This is a genomic window from Actinokineospora spheciospongiae, from assembly GCF_003182415.1.
In the GTDB taxonomy this organism is placed as follows: domain Bacteria; phylum Actinomycetota; class Actinomycetes; order Mycobacteriales; family Pseudonocardiaceae; genus Actinokineospora; species Actinokineospora spheciospongiae.
Window position 1 is genome coordinate 306,178 of record NZ_QHCP01000006.1, and the last position, 23,920, is coordinate 330,097.

Consider the following 23,920-nt stretch of genomic DNA (forward strand, 5'->3'; position numbering starts at 1 on the left):
GTTCCGCTGGATCAGGGGAGCCAGGAGACCTCGTCGCGCAGCGCGGCGTAGCCGACGAAGGCGACCACGTCGATCAGGGCGTGCGCGATCACCAGGGGCCAGAGGCGGTTCGTCCGCTGCCAGGCGCGGCCGAAGACCAGACCCATCACCACGTTGCCCAGGAACCCGCCGAAACCCTGGTAGAGGTGGTAGGAGCCGCGCAGGACCGCCGCCACGACCAGGGAGCGGTTCTCGCTCTGGCCGAGCTGCCGCAGCCGGGTGATCAGGTAGCCGACGACCAGCGCCTCCTCGGCCCACGCGTTGCCGATGGCGAGCAGGACCAGCACGACCGGGCGCCACCAGGCGTCGTTCAGGGTCGTCGGTGCCACGGCGAGGTTGATGCCCAGGCCGTAGGCGAGCAGGTAGAACCCCAGGCCGGGGATGCCGATGAGGGCGGCCAAGCCCAACCCGCCCAGGGCGTCCCGCATCTTTCGGGACGCGTCCAACCCGATTGCCGCAAGGGCGAAGCCCGCCCGGTGCAGCAGGTACACGCCCAGCGCGCCCCACGCCGTCAGCCGGATGACGCCGACCAGTTGCTTGAGCAGGTCCAGCACACCCAGGTCGGCCTGCGGGACGTTGATCGCCACCGTCTGCCTGCTCAGCGCCACCGGCTGCAAGAGCGAGTCGACCAGGGACAGCAGGCTGCTCAGGCCGGTGAGCCCGAGGGTGATGGCGAAGACGATGAGCAGCTCGACGCGGATGAGGCGCCGTTCTCGAGGGTCGTCGACCAGCCACCGGTCCGGGCGCGGGGGGAAGAACCAGGCTCGCACCCGGCGAAGCTACCCGGGGCCGCGGTCAGGTGCGCTGCGCGGCCAGGAAGGGGCAGCCGACCAGCCTGCGCAGCTCGGTGCTCAGCTCGGCGGGGGTGCCCACCGGGCGGGAGAACGCGAGCCGCACGTCGTGGTCGGCGTCCGTCGCCTCCACCCGCAGCCGCAGGCCGAAGCGGTCCAGGCCCAGCGGGCGGACGTGGCCGCCGCGCAACTCCTCCGGCAGGTGCCGCACCAGGGCGCCCACCACGTCGGTGTGGGAGACCTCCAGGTGCCGCAGCCAGCCCGCCTCCTGGGCGGCGAACGGGTCGGGCTCGGCGGCGGCGAAGGCGTCGAGCGGCACCGGGTGGGTGCCTTCCCCGTCGGCCAGGACCAGGGAGGCCGGGACGAGCTTGAGCAGGGCGGCGCCGTGGCCGAGGTCCAGCAGCCGCGGGTCCGGCCGGTCGGCGGCGACCGCCACGGCCAGGGCGCGGGCCTCGTCGTCGGACAGGGCGCGGAGCCAGCCGGTGATCCACAGCAGACCGCGGATGGACTCGCGCAGCGGGACCGGCGCCGGGTCGGCCAGTTCCACCATGGTGGCCAGTTCGCCGCGCGGCGCCTGCCAGGCGGTGGCGACCAGCTCGTGGTCGTCGGGCAGCAGGACGCTCACCGAGGCGTCGGCGTGCACGTGGTGGACCAGCGGGGTGAAGCGGTCGGTGCGGGTGGGGTCTCCCGCGGGGACGAGGGTGGCCCGACCACCGAGGGCGGCCATGGTCCTGGCGCGCTCGGGGGGTTGTGGTGCCGGGGGCCGCGGGGCGTCTGCTCTGCTCACTGGCACACCTCCTGGGTTAGGTAACCCTAACTTGCTGGGCTGCCTCCGCGAAAGGTGGTGTCCGCACATCCCACCAACTGGTTACGCTGCCGAGACACCGCACCAGGGTGGAGGGTTGATGAGCGCGACGCAACGGGAGGCGCCCGCGGTCGAACCGCCCACGGACGTCCCGGCACTGTCCGATGGGGTCACCGGGCGGGCGCTGCGGGCGCTGCGGCTGCCGCTGTTCGCCCTGCCCGCCACCGCCCTGGCCTTCGGCGCCCCCGCCGCCTGGCTGGCCGCGGCGGGGGTGTCCTGGCTGGTCGTGGCCGTGCTGACCATCGCGGCCCTGGCGTTCGTGATCGCCTCCCTGCTCACCGCCCACCTGTACGGGATGTGGTTGCGGCCCGCGGCCAGGCTCCTCGCGGAGCAGCCGTGGCGGCGGGCGGCGGTCACCGTGTTCCGACCCGCCCGGGGGAGGACACCGCTGCTGGTGACCGAACCGGACGGCACGCGGCACGCGCTGGTGGCCGTCGCGCTGCCCTGGGCGGTGCAGCAGGTCTTCGCCCGCACGGGTCGGGTGTGGCTGGTGGGACCGGACGCGGGCGGCTGGGTCGCGCTGCGGTCCTCGGGGCTGGCGCTGCCGCTGGGCGCGGCTCGGGTGACGGCGGCGGACGTCGCCTCGGGGTACGAGGTCGAGGTGGCGCAGCCCGCCCCGGTGCGGGCACCGGTCGCCGCGGCGGACGCGGTGGTGTCGCGGCTGATCGCGGGACCGCGGCGGCGCTCGCGCACCGAGCTGATCGCCCCGACCGTCCTGCTGGTGTTCGCCGGGGTGGTCATCGCCGACCTGCTCGGGCGGGACTTCGCCGGGGAGCTGCTGGAGCTGACGCTGTTCGTGCTGCTGGCGACGCTGCTGCTCGCCGGGCTGCTGGCCTGGCGGGTCCGGAAGGTCCGCTACTGGGCGAAGGTGGACCGGATGCTCGGCGTCGGCGGCTGGACGCCGGTCCCCGCGACGCTGGCGGAGTCCGCTGTCGACGGTGGGCCGCGGACGGTGACCGCGCAGGCCGTCGTGGCCGGGCGGACCGTGCCGGTGACGCTGCCGCGGGCCAGTCAGGCTCTGCGGGCGAACGTGGCCGGGACCGGCAAGCTGTGGGTGGCGGGGGTGCCCGCGCCCGGGGCGGAGGCCGTCGCCGGGCTGCCCGGGTACCCGTACCTGAACCTCGCCCGGTTCGGGCCGTGACCGGACCTGTTGCCCGGTGGGGGTTCGCTCAGCGCGGATTTCCTCAGCGCGGATTTCTTCAGCGCAGCGCCTCGGCGATGAGCCGGGCCGCCTCCACCACGGCGGGGCCGACCGCCTCGGCGTCCATCGGATCGAGGCTGACCACGCCCACGCTGGCCCGCAGGCCCAGGACGCCGCGCACCGGGGCCGCGACGCCGTGGGCGCCCGGTTGCAGCTCGCCGGTGCTCCCCGTCCACGGGGCCTCCTCGGCGCGCAGGCCGATCGCCCGCCCGGCCGCGCCCCGGTGCAGCGCGTGGCGGGTGCCCACCCGGTAGGCCACGTGGTAGGTCGTCCACGACGGTTCGACGACCGCCACGGCCTGCGCCTCGTCCCCGTCGGCGACGGTCAGGTGCGCGGTGGCGCCCACGGCCTCGGCCAGCTCCCGCAGGGCGGGCAGGGCGGCCACCCGCAACTGGGGCGCGACCTTCGCCGCCAGTTGCAGCAGGCCCAGGCCCAGGCGCACCTTCGACCCCTCGCGCCGGACCAGGCCGCGGGCCTGCAACGGCACCAGGAGCCGGTAGACCGCGGCCCGGCTGGCGCCGATGGCCACGGCGAGGTCGCTGATGGTGGGCGCCTCGGTGTCCGCGTCCGCCACCGCCTGCAGCAGGGCCAGGCCCCGGTCCAGGGTCAGCGAACTCTCCTTCCCCGCCGCCGGGGTCGGGCGCGGCGCGGGGCCGGTGGACCGGATGCCGGGCATCAGGGTGCTGCCACCACGGTGCCGGTGACCTCGGCGAGGCCGACGACCGAACCGTCCGGGCCGGGGGCGGTGGCGGTGATCGTCACCGTGTCGCCGTCCTCCAGGAAGGTGCGGGTGCTGCCGTCGTCGAGGGTGATCGGCTCCGCGCCGCTCCAGCTCAGCTCCAGGAACGAGCCGCGCTGGCGCTTCTCCGGGCCGGAGACGGTGCCGGAGGCGAACAGGTCGCCGGGGCGGACGGTGGCGCCGTTGACCGTCATGTGCGCGAGCTGCTGGGCGCACGAGTAGGCCATGCCCGCGAAGTCCGGGCGGGAGACGACGGTGCCGTTCCAGACCACCTCCAGGTGCAGGTCCAGACCCCAGTTCTGGTCCTCGACCAGGTAGTCCAGCCGGGGGTGGCCGGGGTCGGGCACCCTCACCCGAGCCGCGGCGAAGGCCTCCAGCGGGGTGATCCAGGCGCTGATGGAGGTGGCGAAGGACTTGCCGAGGAACGGGCCCAGCGGCACGTACTCCCAGGCCTGGATGTCGCGGGCGGACCAGTCGTTGACCACGGCGACGCCGAAGACGTGGTCCGGGGCCGACGAGGTCGACACCCGGCCCGCCACCGGGCCGCCGCAGACGAAGCCGATCTCGGCCTCGATGTCGAGCCGGGTGCTCGGGCCGAACTCCGGGCCCTCCGCCCCCCGGCGCTGCCCGTGCGGGCGGACCACGTCGGTGCCGGACACCACGACCGTGCCCGCCCGGCCGTGGTAGCCGACCGGCAGGTGCGTCCAGTTCGGCAGCAGCGGCTCGGCGTCCGGGCGGAAGATGCGGCCGACGTTCTCCGCGTGGTCCCGCGACGAGTAGAAGTCCACGTAGTCGCCCACGGTGAACGGCAACCGCGTGGTCGTCTCCGCGAGCGGCAGCAGGACCGCGCCCGCCGGGGCGGCGGGGGCCGTGACCAGCTCGCGCAGCCGGGCGCGCAGGACCGACCACGCGGGCCTGCCCGCCGCCAGCAGCGGGTCGAGCGATGCCGCGGTGACCAGCTCGCGCAGGTCGGGGGTGAACTCGGCCGCGATCGGGCGCAGCGGCAGCGCGTGGTCGCCCACCCGCACCGCCACCGAGGGCCCGTCCGGGGTCTCCACGACCCCGTAGGGCAGCGTCTGCGGTCCGAACGGGGACGCGGCGGTGAACGCCGGGTCGTCGATCCAGGAGGCCGTCACAGCAGGCCCAGCCCTTCCAGGTCGGTCGCGGGGTCGGTCAGCGAGCAGGAGCCGTAGGAGCCGAAGACCGCGCGCACCGCGTGCGCGGCCTGGTCGCTGAGCCCGCCCGCCTCCTCGGCCAGCAGCTTGCCGTCGGTCTCCGACAGCGCCGCGCGGACGTCGCCGCCGGAGAGCAGCCGGGCCGTGGCGACCAGCAGGTTGAGGAACCCGTGGTGGGTGAAGCCGGTGGTCCCGTCGGTGTGCCGGACGGCGTTGTGCAGGCCCGCGGTGGCCTTGAACGACGCCTCGCCCGCGCTGATCACCGACAGGAAGTCGGCGACCTCGTCGACGCTGGGGAAGGCCTCGTGGCTCAGCCCGCCGGTGCGGATCTTGGGCCAGCTCCCGTGCTCGACGACCCGGCGGATGCCCTCCAGCCACTCGGCCCCGCCGCGGCGGGGCTCCACGACCCGGATGACGTCCTCGGGGACGAACTCGTTGACCCGCTCCAGCCAGACGTCGTCGATGTCGGCCGGGGCGGGCATCTCGACCATCCGCAGCGCGAGCAGCTCGGCCCGCGACTCGACGATCGACAGCGCCTTCGGCACCCCGCCCAGCCCGGTGTCGATCACCAGCGAGAGCGCGACCGGTTTCGCCGGTTTCGCCTTCACCAACTCGGTGATCAGCTCGGGCAGGCGGGACGCCTGGCACAGGAACAGGCCCATCAGGCCCGCGCGCTCGCCCGCCCGCCCGGCGAGGTGCAGGCGCACCGCGTCGGGCATGGCGGCGTTCCCCGGGGGGAACAGGGCGGCGTCGTCGACAAGCCGCGCGAACAGGGGCGGAATGCCGCGAGGGCCGGGCGGAGGCAGGGGAACGGCGCTTGACACGGCTGACACGCTAGTGGCGTACCGGCAACTGAACAAAGATGTCCGACTAACGGACACCGGAGGAGTTATGCCTTACTACCGCCGAGTCGGGCAGATCCCCAGCAAGAGGCACACAACCTTCCGTTCACCGGACGGTTCCCTCTACGCCGAAGAGCTGATGGGCGTCGAGGGCTTCTCGTCGGATTCCGCGCTGCTGTACCACCGGTACCCGCCCACCGCGATCGTCGACGCGGTCGCCGTCGACGACTCCCGGACCCCGCTGGCGCCCAACCGCCCCCTCAAGCCGAGGCACCTGCGCACCCAGGAAATGGAGTGGGCCCCGGGCACCGACGCGGTCACCGGGCGGCGCACCCTGCTGGGCAACGCGGACGTGACGATCTCCTTCGTCGTGGCCGCCGCCCCGAGCCCGCTCTACCGCAACGCGGTCGGCGACGAACTGCTCTACGTCCAGGGCGGCGCCGCCACCATCGAGACCATCTACGGCGCACTGGCGGTCACCGACGGCGACTACGTGGTGATCCCCACCTCCACCACCTACCGCGTGCTGCCCGAGGGCGACCTGCGGCTCTACACCGTGGAGGCGACCGGCCACATCGGCCCGCCCAAGCGCTACCTGTCCACCCGGGGCCAGTTCCTGGAGCACTCCCCGTACTGCGAGCGCGACCAGCGCGGCCCCACCGAACCCCTGCTGGTCGAGGGCACCGACGTCGACGTGCTGGTGCGCCACCGCTCCGGCCTGACCCGCTACACCTACGCCCAGCACCCGTTCGACGTGGTCGGCTGGGACGGCTGCCTGTACCCGTGGGCGTTCCACATCAGCGACTTCGAGCCGATCACCGGCCGAATCCACCAGCCACCGCCGGTGCACCAGACGTTCGAGGGCCCGAACTTCGTGGTCTGCTCGTTCGTCCCGCGCAAGGTCGACTACCACCCGGACGCGGTCCCGGTCCCCTACAACCACGCCAACGTCGACTCCGACGAGCTGATGTTCTACGTCGGCGGCGACTACGAGGCGCGCAAGGGCTCCGGCATCGGCATCGGCTCCCTGTCGCTGCACCCGGCCGGGTTCACCCACGGCCCGCAGCCCGGCGCCGCCGAGGCATCCCTGGGCGCCGAGCGCTTCGACGAGACCGCGGTCATGGTCGACACCTTCCGCCCCCTCGACCTGGCCGACCCGGAGACCACCCACGAGGACCCCCGCTACGCCTGGTCGTGGGCCCGCCGGGGCCCGGACTGGGACTAGGGACGTTCCCAGAGCCCGGGATTTTTGTGGTGGCGCCCGGGTGGGTGGATCTGCTTGGGCGGGGCCCCTACAGCGATCATGTGCCTGGTGTGACCGAGTGGGGCGAAAAGAGTGCCCCACTGCCCAGGCAGGCTCGCACATGATCGCTTCCCCTACCCAGCACATCCACCCACCCGGGCATATCCGTAGCCGGGCCGGCGGTTCGTTGGGTGGCTGGCTGTCGCTGCGCCGGTGTTGTTCGGCGTGGCTGGCCGGGTGGCCGGTGGTTGGCGGGGTGGCTGAGCGGGTGTGGGGGCGGGCTCTGGGGTTCGGCTCCTGCAAGCCGTTGACCAGTGGGTCCGTCAGGGCTGGTCAGGTCGCGATGGGGTGGGCCGCCTGGAACGCCAGGCGGTGGTCGGCGTCCGCGGCGAGGGCTTCGAGGTGGTCGTCGAGGGCCAGGAAGGCCTCCCACGGCTGTTGGCCGCTCGCGGCGGCCAGCCGGTTGACGACCAGTTGCTCCAGGTCGGGGAGGCGCTTGGCCTTCCAGACCTTGTCGGCCAGGCTGACCAGCAGGTCCTCGGTGCCGGTGTCGGCCGGTGCCCACGTCGCGTGGGTGCGGGCGAAGCGGGCCAGGTCCGCCGGGACGCCGTGGGTCAGGAGGAGCCGGTAGCCCGCTTCCTCGTGCGCGGAGCCGGGGCCGGACAGCTCGGCGGGGTGCAGGGTCTTGCCGATGTCGTGCACGGCCGCGCCGAAGAGGGTCGCCTCGCGGTCGAACGGCAGGCCGGGGTGGTTCCGCTGGACCCAGCCGGTGAGCTGGTGGGCCACGTCGTGGACCGCGCGGAGGTGGGCGGCGAGCCGGGGCGGGGCGTCCAGCTCCGCCAGGAGCGCGGCGGCGCGTTCGGGCAGCGGTCGCAGCGGTGGGGTGCCGGGGTCGGTGAGAGCGCGGTGCAACAGAGCGGAGGCCACCGACCACGGTAACCCGATCGGCGGTGGTCGCGGCACCGCGCGATCACCGGGGACCGGTCTGCCCGCCACCGCGGCCGGGAGCACGTGTCGTCCGCTGATCTCGCCCCCGGTGGTGCTCCGAGCCGGCACCATCGGTCGGGTTCCGCACCGCGGGTCCCGGACCCGCGACTTCCCGGGGGGCCGACATGGGGTACGCGAAGCACCTGGTCGAGCCCTGGGGCCTGCTCGCGGCCACCGTCGCGGGCGGCGCCGCCTGGGCCGCCCACCTGCCCGCGCCCACAGCCGCCGGGATCGGCGCGGGGGTGCTGCTGCTCAAGGTCGTCCTGTTCGGCCGCTCCAAGCGCGAGCGGGAACCCGAGGAGCGGCAGCGGCCGGTGGTGGAGGTGGCGCAGTTCAGCGACGAGGCGGGCTGGTTGCGCCGCGCCGTCGACGCCGAGCGGGAGTTCGCCGACGTCGCCGGGTCGCTGCCGCCGGGGCCGTTGGCCGAGCAGGTGGCGGGCATGACCGCGACCGTCAACGGCACTGTCGACACCCTGCACCGCCTCGCGGGCCGGGTGACCGCCACGCACCGGGCGCTGGCCCGCGTCGACCTGGGCACCCTCGCCGCCGACGACCGCAGGCTGCGGGCGGCCAAGACCAACGCCCGCGCCGACGACGTGCGCGCCGAGCTGGACAAGTCCCTGGCCTCGGTGCGCGACCAGCGGGAGGTGCACGGCAGGCTCACCGCCGCCCGCGACCGGCTGCTGGCCCAGCTTGAGTCCGGGGCGATCGGCCTGGCGGGTCTGGTGGCCCGCGCGGTGGAGCTGGCGACCTCGCCGCCCGCGTTCCCCGAGGCCGACCCGGTCACCGACCTGGCCGAGCAGCTTGAGGGCATCCGGCGCGGGGTGGCCGAGACCGACGAGACCACCCGCCGGGTCCTCGGGCTCAGGTGAGTTCGGTGATCGCCTCCACCAGCAGCCAGGCGCCGAAGAGGAAGAACAGGGCCGACGCGCCGTAGCGGATGGCCTTCTCCGGGAGGTTGCGGCCCAGGGCCCGGCCGATCACGATCGCCAGCGCGTCGGCGGCGACCATGCCGACCGTGGAGCCCAGCCACACGCCGAACCAGCCGTAGTCGGTGGCCAGGGTGATGGTGGCGAGCATGGTCTTGTCGCCCAGTTCGGACAGGAAGAACGCGGTGCCCACGGCGATCACCACCGACTTGGTGACCCGGCTCGCCTTGGCCTTCTCGTCCTCGGTCAGCTCGTCGCCGCGCAGCGTCCACAGGCCGAAGGCGAGGAAGGCCAGCGCGGCGGCCAGGTTGATCCAGCCGGTGGGCAGCGCCGAGCCCAGGCCGTGGCCGATGGCGACCGAGGCCAGGTGCACGACGGTGGTGGCGGCGGTGATGCCGACGAGGACCGGCCACACCCGGTACCTGGTGGCGAAGGTCAGTGCCATGAGCTGGGACTTGTCGCCGAGTTCGGCGACGAAGATGACCCAGAACGACACGAGAGTGCTGACGACGACCGCGTCCATCGGTGCGCTTACCCCTGACCTGATTTCAGGCCGGACCTCGGACGCGCGCGACCTCGATCCGGCACATGGCTGTGCCTGGATCGAAGGTCTCGCCCGCCTCGGATCTCCCGGGGCCGCCCGACCGGACCCGGCGAGCCGGGTCAGTATGTCGATCGGGACGTTGGGGGCTACTCCCCTTCCAACCGTGGGTCAGCATAGCTGATCGGGGCGCCCGCACCAGGTGGTCCCGCTCACGGGACCTACGTCCCGGGCGAGGGGGACCCGCAGACCTGGGATCGGGACCCGGACCGGCGGACCCTGTGTGGTGTGGACGTACTCGACCTGGCGCGGTGGCAGTTCGGCATCACCACCGTCTACCACTTCCTGATGGTGCCGCTGACCATCGGTCTGGCGGTGCTGGTCGCGGGCGTGCAGACGGCGTGGGTGCGCACCGGCGACGTGAAGTACCTGCGGATGACCAAGTTCTGGGGCAAGTTGATGCTGGTCAACTTCGCCATGGGCGTGGTGACCGGCATCGTGCAGGAGTTCCAGTTCGGGATGTCCTGGAGCGAGTACTCCCGGTTCGTCGGCGACGTGTTCGGGGCGCCGCTGGCGATGGAGGGGCTGGTCGCGTTCTTCGTCGAGTCCACGTTCCTGGGGCTGTGGATCTTCGGCTGGGACCGGTTGCCCAAGCGGGTGCACCTGGCCTGCGCGTGGGCGTTCTCACTGGCCACGGTCGCCTCGGCGTACTTCATCCTGGCGGCGAACTCGTGGATGCAGCACCCGGTGGGGGTGGAGCTGGTCGACGGGCGGCCCCGGCTGACCTCGATCTGGGCGGTGCTGGGCAACAACACCGCGCTGACCGCCGTGCCGCACGCGATCGCGGGCTGCTTCGCGGTGGCCGGGGCGTTCCTGGTCGGCATCGGCACCTGGCACCTGTGCCGCCGCGAGTCCGAGGACCAGCCCGTGTGGCGGGCGTCGGTGAAGCTCGGCGGGGCGGTGGGGCTGGTCGCGTTCGCGGCGCTGGCGGTCAGCGGCGACGCGCAGGGCAAGCTGATGTTCGAGCAGCAGCCGATGAAGATGGCCGCCGCCGAGGCGCTGTGCCACACCGAGCAGCCAGCCAGCTTCTCGATCTTCGCCGTGGGCGACGTGTCGCGGCCGGACTGCGAGAGCGTCAAGTCCATCACCGTGCCCGCGCTGCTGTCCTTCCTGGCGCACAACGACTTCACCACCGAGGTGCGCGGCATCGACCAGCTCGTGGCCGAGTACCAGCAGGCGTACGGCACCAACTACCCGGTCGACGACCGGCTCGGTGAGCTGTCGGGCAAGCCGATCGACTACGTGCCGAACCTGCCGGTCACCTACTGGGCCTTCCGGTTCATGATCGGCTTCGGTGCGCTGTCGGCGCTGACCGGCGCGGTCGTGCTGTGGTTCACCCGCAAGGGTCGGACCCCGCGCTCGAAGTGGCTGCCCCGGCTGGCCCTGGCGGGCATCGCGACCCCGTTCGTGGGCAACAGCTTCGGCTGGATCTTCACCGAGATGGGCAGGCAGCCGTTCGTGGTCGCGCCCAACCCGTCCGGTGTGGACGGTGTGTGGCTGTTCACCGCGCGCGGCGTCTCCGGGGTGACCGCGGGCGAGGTGCTGACCTCGCTCATCGCGCTGACCACCGTCTACGCGGTCCTCGCCGGGGTGGAGTTCTACCTGATCAGGCGGTACGCCCGGGCGGGCGTGGCGGGCGTGATGCCGCCGAAGGACACCGACGACACCGAGCCGGGCGACAAGCTCGCGTTCGCCTACTGAGGAGGGCACGTGGAACTCGCGGTCGTCTGGTTCTGCGTCATCGCCCTGCTCTGGCTGGGCTACCTGTTCCTGGAGGGCTTCGACTTCGGCGTCGGGATGCTGCTGCCGGTGCTGGCCGAGGACAACACCGAGCGCCGGGTCATGGTCAACACCATCGGACCGGTGTGGGACGGCAACGAGGTGTGGCTGATCGTGGCCGTCGGCGCCACCTTCGCCGCCTTCCCCGGCTGGTACGCCTCGCTGCTCAGCGCCACCTACCTGCCGGTGCTGCTGATCCTGCTTGGCCTGATCGGGCGCGGGGTGGCCTTCGAGTACCGCGGCAAGGTCGACTCGGTCCGCTGGCGGCGGACCTGGGACCGGGTGATCTTCACCGGGTCGCTGGTCCCGGCACTGGGGGTGGGCCTGCTGATCTCGACGACCGTGTTCGGGCTGCCGCTCGACGCCGACGGCAACCGGGTGGGCTCGGTGTTCGCCTCGGTGCGGCCGGAAACCGTGCTCGGCGCGGTCGCGCTGGTCGGCTTCGCCCTGGTGCACGGGGCGGTGTTCCTGTCGCTCAAGACCGACGGGGACATCCGGCACCGGGCGCGGAACCTGGCGCTGCGGTTCGGGCCGCTGGCGCTGGCGCCGCTGGGTGCGCTGCTCGTGCTGGCGCAGCTCGAGGCGGGGGCGGGGTGGAGCTGGCTCGCGGTCGGGGTGGCCGCGGCGGCCGGGGTGGTCGCGTTCGACCGCCTGGGCCGGGGACGGGAGGGGCAGGCGTTCGCCGCGCTGGGGGTCGTCATCGCCGCCGCGGTGGTGGCGCTGTTCGGCGCGCTCTACCCGAACGTCCTGCCCTCCACCCTGGACCCGGCGTGGTCGCTGACCGTCGCCGACACCGCGTCGAGCCCCTACACCCTCCAGGTCATCAGTTGGGTCGCCCTGTTCGGCACGCCCGCCGTGCTGGTCTACCAGGCCTGGACGTACTGGGTCTTCCGCAAGCGCGTGAGCACGGCGCACATCCCGCCCGTGCACGTGCCATGAGCACCCCCGGTGACGGCCGTCCCGCCAGTCGGCACACCGGGGGAGGTGGGCGGTCGGGACCACCCCCGGCCGCCCGCCGGGGGCCCCTCGGGGCCCTGCCAGGGCTGTCGCCGTCGGCACGGCGGGCGCTTCAGGGGTGCGGCGCCCTGTCCGTGCTGGCGGCGGTGGCCGTGCTCGTGCAGGCGTGGGCGCTCGCGGCGGCGGTGGCCGGGGTCGTCACCGGTTCCGGGCTCCCGCCGTGGGCGCTGCCCGTGCTGGCGGGCGCGGTGGTCGCGCGGGCCCTGCTGTCCTGGGCGACGCAGGTCGTGGCCGTGCGCGCGGCGGCCGGGGCCAAGGCCGAACTGCGCGCCCTGGTGCTCGACCGGGCGCTGGCCGCGGGTCCGGAGTGGATCGCCGAGCGGGGCGCGGGGGAGCTGACCGCGCTCGCCACGCGCGGGCTCGACGCGCTCGACGACTACTTCGCGGTGTACCTGCCCGCCCTGGTCACCGCCGTCGCGGCGCCGCTGGGCGTCGGCGCGGTGATCCTGTTCGTGGACTGGCCCTCAGCGGTGGTGGTCGCGCTGACTGTGCCGCTGATCCCGCTGTTCGCCATCGTCATCGGCCGCTACACCGAAGACCGCGTCGGACCGGCCGCGGCGGCGCTGGAACGGCTATCGGGGTACCTCGTGGAGCTGGTCGGGGCGCTGCCGGTGCTCGCGGCGTTCCGGCGCGCGGAAGCGCAGGCGCGGACCGTGCGGGAGGTGTCCGAGGCGCACCGCAAGCGCAGCCTCGGCGTGCTGCGGGTGGCGTTCTCCTCGGCGTTCGCCCTGGAACTGGTGGCCACGCTGTCGGTCGCGCTGGTCGCCGTGGTGATCGGCCTGCGGCTGGTCGCGGGGGACCTGTCGCTGGCCGTGGGGCTGTTCGTGCTGGTCGTGGTGCCGGAGTGCTACCTGCCGCTGCGGGCGGCGGGCGCGGCGCACCACGCCAGCGAGGACGGGCTGGAGGCGGTCCGCCGGGTCGCGGCCGTGCCCGAGGTGCCGCGCGCGGGTGGGGTCGCCGTGGCGGACTTCGCCGAGCTGCGGGTCACCGGGCTGCGGGTGCGGCGGCGGGAGGGCTTCGCGCCGGACGGGGTGACGCTGACCGTGCGGCCGGGGGAGGTCGTGCGGCTGGACTCGCCGAGCGGCAGCGGGAAGTCGACGCTGTTCGGGGTGCTGCTGGGGTTCGTCGCGCCCACGGGCGGTTCCGTCGAGGTGGACGGGGTTCCGCTGGGGGAGTTGGACGTCGAGGCGTGGCGGCGGCTGGTGGGGTGGGTGCCGCAGCGGCCGGTGTTCGCCTCGGACGTGGTGGACGTGCCCGCGGAGTGGGCGCGCGAGGTGGGGATCGCGCACGCCCTGGGCAGGCCGGTCGCCGAACTGTCCACAGGGGAGCGACAACGGGTGGCGGTGGCGCGGGCGCTGGCCCGACCGGGGGTGCGGCTGCTGGTGCTCGACGAACCCACGGCGCACCTGGACGCGGCTGCGGCGGCGTACGTGATGGGGGCGGTGCGGCGGGCTGCTGAACGCGGGGTGGCGGTGCTGCTGGCGACGCACCGGGTGGCGGACGGGGAGGCCGCCGCGGAGCCGGGGGCGGCGGTCGCGCCCGCGGTCGAGGGGGTGGCGGACCGGCTGCCGCTGCGGTCGCTGGTGACGCGCAGGCTCGTCGGCGGGGCGCTGCTGGGGGCGGCGGCGCTGGTGTGCGGGGTGGCGCTGACGGCGCTGTCGGGGTGGCTGATCGCGCGGGCGTCGCAGCAACCGCCGATCCTCGTGCTGTCGGTCGCGGTGGTCGGCGTGCGCTTCTTCGGGCTTGCCAGGGCCGGGCTGCGCTACCTGGAACGCCTGGTCAGCCACGACGCGGCGTTCCGGATCGCCACCGGTCTGCGGGTGCGGCTGTGGACCGACCTGGTGCGGCTCGGCCCCGCCCGCACGCTCGGCCTGCGCCGGGGCGAGGGGGTGCGGCGGCTGGTGGACGACGTCGACGCCGTGCGCGACCTGGGCCTGCGGGTGCTCGTGCCGCCGATCGTGGCGGGCTGCGTGGCGGTGGCGGCGGTCGCGGTGCAGGCGGCGGTGCTGCCCGGCGCCGGGCTGGCCCTGGCGCTGGCCGTCGCGGTGGCCGCGCTCGCCGGACCCGCGGTGGCCGTGCTCGCCGAACGGCGGGCCAGCCGGGCGCTCGCGGCGGGGAAGCGGCGGATCGCGGTGGGCACGCAGACGCTGTTCACCGCCGCGGCCGAACTGCTCGCGTTCGGCGAGGCGCAGCAGCGGCGGGCCGCGATCGCGGTGGCCGACCGGGCACTGGTCGCCGCCGCCCGGCGCCAGGCGTTCGGGGCGGGGGCGGGGCAGGCGGTGATCACGCTCGCCCTGGGGGCGGCAACCGTCGTCGGGGTCGCGCTGGCGGCGGTGTCCGGGATCGACCCGGTGCTGGTGCCGATCGTGGGGCTGATCCCGCTGGCGCTGGCCGAAGCCCTGGTGCCGCTGACCACGGCGGCGGTGAACCTCGCCCCGCTCCGCGCGGCCCACGCCCGGACCGCGCTGCCCGCACCCGAACCCACCGACCGGTCGGTGACCCCCGGCCCCGGCATCCGCTTGGACGGCGTGACCGCCCGGTGGCCGGGGGCGGCCGAACCCGCGCTGGAAAATGTCGACTTGGCGATACGCGCGGGGCAGCGGGTGGCCGTCGTCGGACCGTCCGGGGCGGGCAAGTCGACGCTGGTGGCGCTGCTGCTCGGGTTCCTCGACGCGGAGCGGGGAACGGTGCGCAGGCCGGACGCGGTGGCGTGGTGCCCGCAGGAACCCATGCTGGTCTCGACCACCCTGCGCGAAAACCTCCGCCTCGCCGACCCGGGGGCCACCGACGCGCAACTGCGGGCCGCGCTGGCGAAGGTCCGGCTGCACCTGCCGCTCGACACCACCGCCACCACCCTCTCCGGCGGCGAGGCGCAGCGCGTCGCCCTGGCCCGCGCCCTGCTCACCGGGGCGGACCTGCTGCTGCTCGACGAGCCCACCGCCCACCTGGACCGGGAGAACGCCGAGCACGTCCGCGCCGCCGTCGCCGCCCACCCCGGCACCGTCGTGCACATCACCCACCACCCCGAGGAGGCCGCCGCCGCCGACGTGGTGCTGGCTGTCTCACACGGTCGGGTGCGCGTCGTGGACCCGGTGAGCGCCTAACCTGATGAAGCTCATGGACCCGACCCTGGCCGCGCGGACCCTGACCGCGTCAACCGAGATCGCCACCGCGGCGCTCGCGGGCGATGACCCCGCCGCGGTGCTGGACCGCGTCGTCCGGGCGGCGGCCGAACTGGCCGAGGCCGACCTCGGCCTGGTCATGGCGGGCAACCCGGACGGCTCGCTGACCGTGGAGGCGGCGGCGGGCGCCCGCGACCCCGACCCGGTCGGCGTCGTCCTGTCCCCCCGCTCCTCGGCGGCCCGAGTCGCCCGCGGCGGCGTCCCGATCGTGGCCGACGACGTCACGACCGACCCCCGCACCGCCCCCTACGTCCCCAGGGAGCTGAGCGTCTACGGCCCCTTCGCCGCCGCCCCCTTCGGCACCAGGGAGAGCAGGCTGGGCGCGCTCACCGTCTACCGCAAGCGCCGCGCCGAACCGTTCCAACGCGACACAGTCGACATGTTGACCGCGTTCGCCGCCCAAGCGGGCCTCGTCCTCGTCCTCGCCGAGGGCGCCACCGCCCGCAACCGCGTCGACCTCTACGAGGAACGCGAACGCATCGCCCGCGACCTGCACGACGTGATCATCCAGCGCCTCTACGCCGCGGGCATGCAACTGGACCTCCTCGCCCGCCGCCCCACCCGCAAACTCCCCCGGGCCGACGCCACCCGCCTCGCCGAAGCCGTCGACCAACTCGACACCGCCATCGCCGACGTCCGCGCGGTCGTCCGCACCCTGCGCAACCCCGAACCCGACGAACCCGCCACCGACCTGGCCGAATCAGCCCAGGCCGAGGTCGACACCGCCCGCGAACTCCTCGGCTTCACCCCGTCCTTCGACCTGACCGGCGACATCCGCGGCGTCCCGGTGCCGGTCGCCGACAACGCCAGGGCCGCCCTCCGCGAAGCCCTCTCCAACGTCGTCCGCCACGCGGGCGCCATGCGCGTCGCGGTCCACCTCCGCCGCACCCCCACCACCCTCCGCCTCACCGTCGCCGACGACGGCTGCGGCATCCCCCGGGGCATCACCAAGCGCGGGTTGCAGAACATCCGCGAACGCGCCGAGAGCGCGGGCGGCCACTGCGAAGTCCGCTCCAGCCCCCGCAGCGGCACCACCGTCACCTGGGAAGTCCCCCTCGCCTGAACACCAGCCCAACGCTCGTGCTCACCGCAACGTCCAACCCCCGCGGCGCGGTCACGGCGGCCTGGGCGCGATGGGGGAGGTGTGCCCGAGGTGGTGCGGCAGCCGGACCGGGCCGCGAACCCGGTGAGTGGCCCCGGCCATCCCGGCGCACTGCTGCTCATTCCCCGGTCCACCCAGGCTGGGCCGGTCTCAGCCGGCCGTTCGGCTCGTGGATGAACCGTCGGTTCCGGCGGCGGGACCCGCGCTGAGGTCGTGATCGGCGGTTCGGCGCCGCTCGGCGCGGTGGGCGAGGGCTTCGAGGATGCGTCGCCAGGCCGGTGACGCCTCGGCGATCCGGGAGGAGATCAGCCGCAGACTGCCCGGTCTGCTGTCCCGTTCGTGGGCGACCTCCCACGCGTCCAGGTCGTCGATGAGCCGGTCCAGGCGCGGGTCGCTCGGGTCCCAGTCGACCGATTCGTCGCAGGCGCGGTACAGGCGCATCGTCTCGGGGTCGTCGAAGTCCGCGTTCTTGTCCCGTAGGCGCTGGGGTACGGCGCCCGGGTCCAGGGCCCGCATCAAGATCCACGAGTCGCGTTCGAGGCGCACCCGCTGTTCGCTGATCCCGAGGTCGCGCATCCGGTCCAGGGTGGCGACCACCTCGGGGGGCAGGACGAGCCGTTCGCCGCTGGTCAAGTCGGCGATCCGGCGGCGGGACTCGGTGATCCGGTCGACCCTGCGCCGCAACTCGGCGTCGATGTCGGCGATGGCCGACGCGAACTCGGTGGGCTGGGCGTGCAGCAACGCGTCGACGCGGGCGAGGGGAACGCCTGCGTCGGCGAGGGTCCTGATGCGGATGAGGTCCACCGCCGCCTGCGCGCTGTAGCGGCGGTAGCCGGAGGCGTCGCGCTCGGGTTCGGGCAGCAGGCCGACGTGGTGGTAGTGGCGGACGGTGCGCACGGTCACGCCCGCGGTCGCCGCGAGTTGACCGATCGTCAGCACCGTCCGCCTTCGGTCCGGGGAACGTGGTCGTGCCGGGTCCTGGGGCGGGCCACCCGGTCGACGACGTCGCGGATCGCCTGGACCACGGCGTCGGGGCGGTCGAAGCAGAGCCGGTGGTGGAGGGTGTCGGACAGGGTGCGCTGCTCCCCGTGCGAGACCGCGCCCACCAGGGCCGCGTCCATCCTCCTGCGGCCGTCCCGCGTCTCGTCCTGGGCCAGGACGCTGAGCGCGATCACCGGTACGTCGGGGAGGTCAGGACCGGCCCGCAGTTCGGCGGCGAGTTCGACCAGCGCGCCGCGCTCGGCGCTGCCGACCCGAATCCACCCGTCGCTGTCGTGGGCGTCGATCAGCGGTTGCCGCACGTGGTCCGGGTAGTCCGCCAGCAGTTCGGCACGCATCTCACGCAGGGCCGGGCGCATCTGTTCGAGCTGCTCCGGGCCAGGCGCTCCCCGTTCGGTCTCGGCGAGGTGCATCTCGGGCGGCATGAACTCGTCCCAGTCGCGGTGCAGGCCGTCCAGCCAGACCAGCCCGGCCACGTCCCGGGGGTACAACTGCGCGAACCGGTGCGCGTGCAGGCCGCCGAGGGAGTGCGGCACGAGCACGTACGGGGCGGCGATGTCCATGGCGCGCAACAGTTCGCGCAGTTCCACCGCGACCGCGCCCGCGGTCCGTGGCAGTGGGAGGGGATCGCTGTAGCCGGTGCCGCCCCGGTCGTACACCACCGCGGTGGTGAACCGGGAAACCTCCTGCTGGACCCCGAAGTAGTCCAGGCCGACCGCCCCCGCGCCCGCCAGGAACACGACGGCCGGTCCGCCGCTGCCCGACCGGTGCGCGAAGACCCGTCGACCGCTGATCTCCTGGAAACCCCCGACCGGCGGGGTGAGCCGGGCCGGGGGAGTGCTGCTGTTCGTCACCCGGCAATGCTCCGACCCTGACGCAGGGGCAAGGTCAACCCTTCCCGCCACCGATCACCGTGCGACCGCGCCGCTCCACCACCCGCGCTGGTCCTCAGCGGAGGTGCCGTTCGCGTGAGGCGCGCAGGTATCCCATGACCAGCGACTCCAGGTCGGGTTCGGTGCCCGCCCACCCCTCGGGTGCCCGCCCGGCCCCCCGCAGCAGCAGGGTGGACTGGCGCCCGGTGCGGGTCGCGCTGATCAGCGTTCCCCCCACGGCGGACTCGTCGGCCACCGGGCCGACCAGGACGCGGTGCTCCGCGAGGACTTCCTCGATGTCGCCGTCGACCTGGACCCGGCCCCCGTCGACCAGCAGGAGGTGGTCGCACACCTCGCGCAGGTCGCTGAGCAGGTGCGAGGACACCACCACCGTGGTCCCGCGGTCGGCGACCTCGGTCATGATGATCCGCAGCGTCTCGTCGCGGGCCAGCGGGTCCAGGTCGGACAGCGGTTCGTCCAGGAGCAGCAGCCGGGGGAGGCGCCCCAGCGCCATCGCGATGGCCACCTGGGTCCGGGCGCCCGCGGACAGGGTGTCGACCTTCGCGTCGCGGTCCACGCCCGCCAGCAGCCCGAGCACCTCGCGGACCCGGTCGGCGGACCAGCGGTCGTTCATGGCCGCGCAGGCGCGGGTCAGCTCGCGCACCGTGAGGTCGCGGTAGAGCGGTCGGTCCTGCGCCAGGAACGAGACGTCCGGGTGGGTGCGGCCGTCAGTGGGGGTGTCGAAGGTCCTCAGCTCGCCGGTCGTCGGGCGGACGAGACCCGCGGCCATGCGCAGCAGGGTGCTCTTGCCCGCGCCGTTCGGGCCGACCAGGGCGACGACCTTGCCCTCGGGGACGGCGAAGCTGCACTCGCGCAGCGCCCAACGGGTGCGGTAGCGCTTGCCCACGGCGGTGGCGGACAGGGGGTTCATGGTCGTTCCTCAGCGGGGTAGTGCTCGTCGCGGACCGCGGAATACAGGGCGTCGACGTCCTCGACGACGAGGCCGCCCTCCCGGGCGCGGCCCATCCAGCCCGCCAGTTCCCGCCGCAGCGGCGCGTCGTCGCCGGTGGTGGCCTCGGAGGACAGCGACGTGGTGACGAAGGTGCCCAGGCCGCGGCGGGCCTCCACCAGCCCTTCCCGTTCCAGCTCGCGGTACGCCTTGAGCACGGTGTTGGGGTTGACGGTGGTCGCCTCCACCACCTCCCGCGCCGAGGGCAGCCGGTCGCCGGGGTTCAGCAGCCCCAGTCGCATGGCCTGCCTGACCTGCTGGACGATCTGCACGTAGGTGGAGACCCCGGAGCGCCGGTCGATCCGGAACTCGATCACACCGGTCAGCATAGGTGCTCCCGGGACCCCACCGCGCTCAGCTCTGCCGCCGCAGCACCCAGGCGGTGCCCGCCAGCAGCAGGACCGCGAGCCCGCCGAAGATCGAGGCGTCGACCAGGTGCACCTGCCAGGCGTGGCCCTCCGGGACGAAGGTCGCGTACTGCTTGGCGAGACCGGACCGCGGCAGGCACGCCAGCCACTCCTCCTGGGTCCTGCGCACCCCGGCCGCCGTCGTCTTACAGGCTTGGGCCAGGGCATCAGCCCGGTCGGTGGAGACCCGCTGCCCGGCCGCGTCGAGCCAGCCGCTCTCGACCGCCAGGTTGCCGCCCCGGCTCTCGGCCAGGCTCTCGCCCGCCGCGACTTCCAGCCGCTGGGTGGGAACCAGGCGGCCCACCACGTCGGACAGGGCGAAGCGCACGACGGTGAACGCGCTGAGCGTCACGGTCATCGCCACCAGGGTGCGGCGGGACACCACGCCGACGAAGGTGCCGAGCGCGAAGGCGAACAGCGCGTGGGCGACCGGCGAGGCGTGCTCGATCCCGAAGTTGAGGAAGTGGAACGACCCGCTGCTCCGCGGGCCCAGCAGCCCGGCTGCGGACAGCCACCACGAGACCAGGGATTGCAGCGCGATCAGCACGACCAACGCCGGTGCCAGCGCGACGACCAGCTTGCTGGACATCCACCGGGTGCGGCTCACCGACTGGGTGAAGGCCAGGACGTGCGTGCCCTGTTCCAGTTCCCTGGCGAACAGGGGTGCGCCGATGAACACGCCGATCAGGGCGGGCAGGGCGAGGATCGCGGCTTGACCCAGGTTGAGCCGGGTGGTCCACACCTCCTGGAAGTCGGCCGCCCGGCCGCCCTCCAGGCACTCCGGGCCCACCCGCGTCACGCATCCGTTGAGCTGCAACGAGTTGATGGTGTCGACCATGTTCGACCGCAGCAGGACGACGGCGCCCGCGCCGACGACCAGCACGGCGAGCAGGGTGATCAGTTGCGGGCGTTGCCGCCGCCAGGAGACCCAGATCATGCCGCTTCCCCCCGTGCCGCCCTGCGCATGTGGTCCAGTACCAGTTCGCCGAGCGGGGTGCCGTCGGCGCTGAGCCTGCCGACGTCGCCCGCCAGCAGGACGCGGCCCCCGTGCAGCAGCACGAGGTGGTCGCACACGCCTTCGAGTTCGGCCAGCACGTGCGAGGACAGCACCACGGTGATGCCGTGGGTCCGCGCCTCGGTGATCAGCGCGCGCAGCACGGTCTCGCGGGCCAGCGGGTCCAGGTCGGCCAGCGGCTCATCGAGCAGCAGCAGCCTCGGGCGCTTGCCCAGGGCCAGGGCCAGGGCGACGCGGGTGCGCTGCCCGCCGGACAGGGTGCCCACCGCCGCACCCATCGGCACCGCCGCCTGCTCGACCAGGTGCTCGGCGTGGTGCTGGTCCCAGGTCGGGTTGGTCCGCGCCCCGAACGCCAGCGTCTCGGCCACGGTGAACTCCTGGTACAGCGGCTTCTGCTGGGCCAGGTAGGACACCGCGGGGTGCAGCCCCCGGCCCGTGGGGCGGTCGCCGAAGACGGTGATCGACCCGGTCGTCGGGCGCAGCAGACCGGTGATCAGCCCCATCAGCGTGCTCTTGCCCGCGCCGTTCGGGCCGACCAGGGCCACGATCCGGTTCTCGGGGACCTCCAGGGACACCTCCCGCAGCGCCCACCCCCTGCGGTACTCCCTGCCCAGGCCCTCGGCGCTGACCGGAAGCGCTTCTCGCGAGTTCACGGCCGTCCCCCTCTCCGTCGTCGACCGACGTCAAGGTAACACCTTTCACTAGTGAAGTAGTGAACTAGGTCGGCCTCAGCGCTTCTCCCGCCGGGCGATCCACGCCACCGCCTGCGTCCGCCGCTCCATCCCCAGCTTCGCCAGGACCGACGTCACGTAGTTCTTCACCGTCTTCTCCGCCAGGAACAGCCGCTCGGCGATCTCCCGGTTCGACATCCCCTCGCCGATCAGCTCCAGCACCGCCCGCTCCCGCTCGGTCAACCCCGCCAGCTCATCCGCCTCGGCGCTGCGCCGCATCCGCTCCAGCACCCGGGCCGTCGTCACCGGGTCCAGCAGCGACCGCCCCGCGGCCACCTCGCGCACCGCCGTCACTAGGTCCTGCCCCCGCACCTGCTTCAACAGGTACCCCGCGGCCCCCGCCATGATCGCCTCGACCAGCGCCTGCTCGTCGTCGAACGCGGTGAGCACCAGGCAGTGCGGTGCCGGGTCGAGTTCGCCGAGCCGCCTGCACAGCCCCACCCCGTCCCCGTCCGGCAGGCGCACGTCCACCACCGCCACGTCCGGGGTCGACGCCGTGGCGCGCACCAGGGCCTCGGCCACCCCGCCCGCCTGGGCGACGACCTCGATGTCGGGTTCGCCGTCGAGGAGGTCGCGCAGGCCGCGGCGGACCACCTCGTGGTCGTCGACCAGCAGCACCCGGATCACGGTTCAGAGCTTACGGAGTCGGACCCTGGTGGTGCGGTGGTCCGATCCCTTGCGCAGGACCAGGGTGGCGCGGGGGCGGGTGGGGAGGATGTTGTTGACCAGGTTGGGTTCGTTGGTCTGCTTCCACAGCTTCGCCGCCTCCGCCGAAGCCTGCTCGTCGGTCAGGGAGGCGTAGTGGTGGAAGTGCGAGGCGGGGTCGGCGAACGCGGTGCTGCGCAGGGCCAGGAACCGGTCGATGTACCAGCGCTCGATGTCGTCGGTGTGGGCGTCGACGTAGACGGAGAAGTCGAACAGGTCGGACACGGCGAGCCGGGCGCCGGGTTGCAGGACGTTGAGGCCTTCGACGATGAGGATGTCCGGGCGGCGCACCACCTGCTCCTCGCCGGGGACGATGTCGTAGGCCAGGTGCGAGTAGACCGGGGCGCGCACCTCCGCCGCCCCCGCCTTCACCTCGGAGACGAACCGCAGCAGGGCGCGGCGGTCGTAGCTCTCCGGGAAGCCCTTGCGGCTCATCAGGTCCCGGCGCAGCAGCTCGGCCTTGGGGAACAGGAAGCCGTCGGTGGTGATCAGGTCGACGTGCGGGTGGTCGGGCCAGCGGGCCAGCAGGGTGCGCAGCAGCCGGGCCGTGGTCGACTTGCCGACCGCGACGCTGCCCGCGATGCCGATGACGAACGGCACCTTGTCGCCCACCTTGGGGTCCTCGCCGAGGAATTCCCTGGTCGACTGGTACAGCCGCTGTCGGGCCGCCACCTGCAACGAGATCAGCCGCGACAGCGGCAGGTAGACGTCGACGACCTCTTCCAGGTCGACCGGGTCGCGCAGGCCGCGCAGGGCGACCAGTTCGTCGAGGGTCAGCGGGAGGGGCGTCGACCGGCGCAGTTGCCGCCACTGCTCCCGGCGGAGCTCCACGTACGGGCTCAGCTCGCGCACCCGGGTCATGACCGACTCCTCGCCGAGTTGGGTGGTGCGTACGCCGCCAACGTAGGTGTTCACCGGGTGTTTGCGCTGTGACCGATTACACCGATCGGGCGACGGTTTGGTGTGGCGCACATGACGTGGCGCCGATTTCACTCATCCCGGTGAGTGCGATCACCCGGGTACCCGTGCGCACCTGCGGGGATCGGGCTCAGACGCCCGCGAAGACCTCGTCCCACGCCGCGGCGAGCTGGCGGGCGCACACGGCGGGCGGCACCCGGCCGACCCCGGTGCCCAGGCCCGGCACCGCGATGGTGCGGACGACCTCGCGGACCGGGGTGCCGTCGTCGAGCGCGCCGTCGCGCCAGAGCCGGAAGACCGCGCGGGCCGCCAGGTAGGGGTGCACGGTGTCCGGCGGGAGCAGCACCCCGGGTTCGCGCATGGTGGGGGCGGTGATCAGCCACGCCGGGCGCACCGCGTCGGTGGGCACGATCAGCGCCTCGCCGACCGGCAGCTCACCGCCGTGGTAGGCCAGCACCGCGCTGCGCACCGACTGCTCGACCGTGGGGAAGGCGGCGGTGTAGACCGCGTCGATGCCGCCGCGCATCCACCCGAAGGAGTTGGCGGGGGAGACGACCGCGTCCGCGTCGACCTCCAGCAGGGAACCGCGGTGCACCCGGATCTCCGGCCTGCCCGCGGCGGCGGAGTCCCACGCCTCGGCGAGGTCCGCGTGCACCGCGCAGAGCACGAGCTGCGGTCCGCTGGCGAGGTGGCCGTGCGGGGACGCCGTCCCGGTCTCCGAATCCGCGGTCACGGGTCCCAGCATGGCACTCCCGACCGCCGCCGTGTAACC

At 73.8% G+C, this 23,920-nt stretch carries 23 protein-coding genes; 7 read left to right on the forward strand and 16 right to left on the reverse strand.

The window, feature by feature from the left end; genetic code table 11:
* Nucleotides 1-11: 11 nt before the first annotated feature.
* Together DFQ13_RS18855 and DFQ13_RS18860 are read right to left on the reverse strand one after the other, a co-directional pair.
* Nucleotides 12-809: a CPBP family intramembrane glutamic endopeptidase gene (locus tag DFQ13_RS18855; protein ID WP_233438478.1), complete on the reverse strand. Its 798-nt coding sequence runs from the start codon at nt 807-809 to the stop codon at nt 12-14.
* Nucleotides 810-834: 25 nt separating this feature from the next.
* A complete protein-coding gene (locus tag DFQ13_RS18860) occupies nt 835-1,617 on the reverse strand; it encodes a DUF2470 domain-containing protein (protein ID WP_407643179.1) in 783 nt (260 codons plus the stop codon).
* A 118-nt stretch (nt 1,618-1,735) separates the two neighbouring features.
* Between DFQ13_RS18860 and DFQ13_RS18865 the strand changes: the two genes are divergently transcribed.
* Nucleotides 1,736-2,836 (forward strand): hypothetical protein, encoded by a 1,101-nt coding sequence (locus DFQ13_RS18865; protein WP_110080742.1) that lies wholly within the window; start codon nt 1,736-1,738, stop codon nt 2,834-2,836.
* Nucleotides 2,837-2,894: 58 nt separating this feature from the next.
* Here the strand turns inward: DFQ13_RS18865 and DFQ13_RS18870 are convergent, their stop codons facing one another.
* The 3 genes from DFQ13_RS18870 to DFQ13_RS18880 are packed head-to-tail and all read right to left on the reverse strand — an operon-like array spanning nt 2,895 to nt 5,634.
* On the reverse strand, nt 2,895-3,572 hold the full coding sequence (locus DFQ13_RS18870; RefSeq protein ID WP_052020928.1) for an IclR family transcriptional regulator: 678 nt from the start codon (nt 3,570-3,572) through the stop codon (nt 2,895-2,897).
* Nucleotides 3,572-4,771, reverse strand: a complete 1,200-nt coding sequence (gene fahA / locus DFQ13_RS18875; RefSeq protein WP_110080743.1) for a fumarylacetoacetase — start codon at nt 4,769-4,771, stop codon at nt 3,572-3,574. Before fahA ends, DFQ13_RS18870 begins: the two co-directional genes overlap by 1 nt.
* On the reverse strand, nt 4,768-5,634 hold the full coding sequence (locus DFQ13_RS18880) for a hypothetical protein (RefSeq protein WP_407643180.1): 867 nt from the start codon (nt 5,632-5,634) through the stop codon (nt 4,768-4,770). Before DFQ13_RS18880 ends, fahA begins: the two co-directional genes overlap by 4 nt.
* A 67-nt stretch (nt 5,635-5,701) precedes the next feature.
* Here DFQ13_RS18880 and DFQ13_RS18885 point away from each other — a divergent pair, with 67 nt between their 5' ends.
* Nucleotides 5,702-6,877: a homogentisate 1,2-dioxygenase gene (locus tag DFQ13_RS18885; protein ID WP_110080745.1), complete on the forward strand. Its 1,176-nt coding sequence runs from the start codon at nt 5,702-5,704 to the stop codon at nt 6,875-6,877.
* A gap of 351 nt (nt 6,878-7,228) precedes the next feature.
* Here the strand turns inward: DFQ13_RS18885 and DFQ13_RS18890 are convergent, their stop codons facing one another.
* Nucleotides 7,229-7,822 (reverse strand): HD domain-containing protein, encoded by a 594-nt coding sequence (locus tag DFQ13_RS18890; RefSeq protein WP_181400041.1) that lies wholly within the window; start codon nt 7,820-7,822, stop codon nt 7,229-7,231.
* 185 nt (nt 7,823-8,007) lie between these two features.
* Here DFQ13_RS18890 and DFQ13_RS18895 point away from each other — a divergent pair, with 185 nt between their 5' ends.
* Entirely contained in the window at nt 8,008-8,754 is a 747-nt protein-coding gene (locus tag DFQ13_RS18895) for a hypothetical protein (RefSeq protein ID WP_110080747.1), read from the forward strand.
* Here DFQ13_RS18895 and DFQ13_RS18900 read toward each other — a convergent pair.
* Nucleotides 8,747-9,334 (reverse strand): TMEM165/GDT1 family protein, encoded by a 588-nt coding sequence (locus DFQ13_RS18900; protein WP_110080748.1) that lies wholly within the window; start codon nt 9,332-9,334, stop codon nt 8,747-8,749. The genes DFQ13_RS18895 and DFQ13_RS18900 overlap by 8 nt on opposite strands.
* Before the next feature lie 306 nt (nt 9,335-9,640).
* Here DFQ13_RS18900 and DFQ13_RS18905 point away from each other — a divergent pair, with 306 nt between their 5' ends.
* From DFQ13_RS18905 to DFQ13_RS18920, 4 genes are read left to right on the forward strand one after another with little or no spacing between them, the layout of a single operon-like run.
* Nucleotides 9,641-11,113, forward strand: a complete 1,473-nt coding sequence (locus DFQ13_RS18905) for a cytochrome ubiquinol oxidase subunit I (protein WP_110080749.1) — start codon at nt 9,641-9,643, stop codon at nt 11,111-11,113.
* Between the two features lie 9 nt (nt 11,114-11,122).
* Complete coding sequence (gene cydB, locus DFQ13_RS18910; RefSeq protein ID WP_110080750.1) at nt 11,123-12,130, forward strand: cytochrome d ubiquinol oxidase subunit II; 1,008 nt, start codon at nt 11,123-11,125, stop codon at nt 12,128-12,130.
* The gene (gene cydC, locus DFQ13_RS18915; RefSeq protein WP_110080751.1) at nt 12,127-15,312 is read left to right on the forward strand and encodes a thiol reductant ABC exporter subunit CydC; all 3,186 of its coding nucleotides are present in this window, start codon (nt 12,127-12,129) and stop codon (nt 15,310-15,312) included. Before cydB ends, cydC begins: the two co-directional genes overlap by 4 nt.
* A 13-nt stretch (nt 15,313-15,325) precedes the next feature.
* On the forward strand, nt 15,326-16,453 hold the full coding sequence (locus tag DFQ13_RS18920) for a GAF domain-containing sensor histidine kinase (RefSeq protein WP_035280565.1): 1,128 nt from the start codon (nt 15,326-15,328) through the stop codon (nt 16,451-16,453).
* A gap of 189 nt (nt 16,454-16,642) precedes the next feature.
* On the opposite strand, the gene DFQ13_RS18925 is transcribed toward DFQ13_RS18920, so the two are convergent.
* The 9 genes from DFQ13_RS18925 to DFQ13_RS18965 all read right to left on the reverse strand — a co-directional run bounded on the left by DFQ13_RS18925 (nt 16,643) and on the right by DFQ13_RS18965 (nt 23,881).
* The gene (locus DFQ13_RS18925; protein ID WP_052020931.1) at nt 16,643-17,431 is read right to left on the reverse strand and encodes a MerR family transcriptional regulator; all 789 of its coding nucleotides are present in this window, start codon (nt 17,429-17,431) and stop codon (nt 16,643-16,645) included.
* Entirely contained in the window at nt 17,425-18,345 is a 921-nt protein-coding gene (locus tag DFQ13_RS18930; RefSeq protein WP_110080752.1) for an alpha/beta fold hydrolase, read from the reverse strand. Before DFQ13_RS18930 ends, DFQ13_RS18925 begins: the two co-directional genes overlap by 7 nt.
* Before the next feature lie 94 nt (nt 18,346-18,439).
* Entirely contained in the window at nt 18,440-19,294 is an 855-nt protein-coding gene (locus tag DFQ13_RS18935) for an ATP-binding cassette domain-containing protein (RefSeq protein WP_110080753.1), read from the reverse strand.
* Nucleotides 19,291-19,689, reverse strand: a complete 399-nt coding sequence (locus DFQ13_RS18940) for a GntR family transcriptional regulator (protein WP_200873343.1) — start codon at nt 19,687-19,689, stop codon at nt 19,291-19,293. Before DFQ13_RS18940 ends, DFQ13_RS18935 begins: the two co-directional genes overlap by 4 nt.
* 37 nt (nt 19,690-19,726) lie before the next feature.
* Complete coding sequence (locus DFQ13_RS18945; RefSeq protein WP_110080754.1) at nt 19,727-20,716, reverse strand: ABC transporter permease; 990 nt, start codon at nt 20,714-20,716, stop codon at nt 19,727-19,729.
* Nucleotides 20,713-21,447 carry an ABC transporter ATP-binding protein gene (locus DFQ13_RS18950; protein ID WP_110080755.1) on the reverse strand — a complete coding sequence of 245 codons (735 nt, stop codon included), beginning with the start codon at nt 21,445-21,447 and terminating at the stop codon, nt 20,713-20,715. Before DFQ13_RS18950 ends, DFQ13_RS18945 begins: the two co-directional genes overlap by 4 nt.
* A gap of 75 nt (nt 21,448-21,522) precedes the next feature.
* Nucleotides 21,523-22,149 carry a response regulator gene (locus tag DFQ13_RS18955; RefSeq protein WP_035280571.1) on the reverse strand — a complete coding sequence of 209 codons (627 nt, stop codon included), beginning with the start codon at nt 22,147-22,149 and terminating at the stop codon, nt 21,523-21,525.
* 6 nt (nt 22,150-22,155) lie between these two features.
* Nucleotides 22,156-23,091, reverse strand: coding sequence for a type I pantothenate kinase (coaA, locus tag DFQ13_RS18960; RefSeq protein ID WP_035280550.1), 936 nt, complete (start codon nt 23,089-23,091; stop codon nt 22,156-22,158).
* A gap of 187 nt (nt 23,092-23,278) precedes the next feature.
* On the reverse strand, nt 23,279-23,881 hold the full coding sequence (locus DFQ13_RS18965) for a macro domain-containing protein (RefSeq protein ID WP_035280573.1): 603 nt from the start codon (nt 23,879-23,881) through the stop codon (nt 23,279-23,281).
* Nucleotides 23,882-23,920 lie beyond the last annotated feature (39 nt).

Coding starts and splice junctions, on each gene's coding strand:
- DFQ13_RS18865 (WP_110080742.1), top strand. CDS start 1,736: ATGAGCGCGACGCAACGGGAGGCGCCCGCGGTCGAACCGCCCACGGAC.
- DFQ13_RS18870 (WP_052020928.1), bottom strand. CDS start 3,572: ATGCCCGGCATCCGGTCCACCGGCCCCGCGCCGCGCCCGACCCCGGCG.
- DFQ13_RS18885 (WP_110080745.1), top strand. CDS start 5,702: ATGCCTTACTACCGCCGAGTCGGGCAGATCCCCAGCAAGAGGCACACA.
- DFQ13_RS18895 (WP_110080747.1), top strand. CDS start 8,008: ATGGGGTACGCGAAGCACCTGGTCGAGCCCTGGGGCCTGCTCGCGGCC.
- DFQ13_RS18900 (WP_110080748.1), bottom strand. CDS start 9,334: ATGGACGCGGTCGTCGTCAGCACTCTCGTGTCGTTCTGGGTCATCTTC.
- cydC (WP_110080751.1), top strand. CDS start 12,127: ATGAGCACCCCCGGTGACGGCCGTCCCGCCAGTCGGCACACCGGGGGA.
- DFQ13_RS18920 (WP_035280565.1), top strand. CDS start 15,326: ATGGACCCGACCCTGGCCGCGCGGACCCTGACCGCGTCAACCGAGATC.
- DFQ13_RS18935 (WP_110080753.1), bottom strand. CDS start 19,294: ATGAACCCCCTGTCCGCCACCGCCGTGGGCAAGCGCTACCGCACCCGT.
- DFQ13_RS18945 (WP_110080754.1), bottom strand. CDS start 20,716: ATGATCTGGGTCTCCTGGCGGCGGCAACGCCCGCAACTGATCACCCTG.
- coaA (WP_035280550.1), bottom strand. CDS start 23,091: ATGACCCGGGTGCGCGAGCTGAGCCCGTACGTGGAGCTCCGCCGGGAG.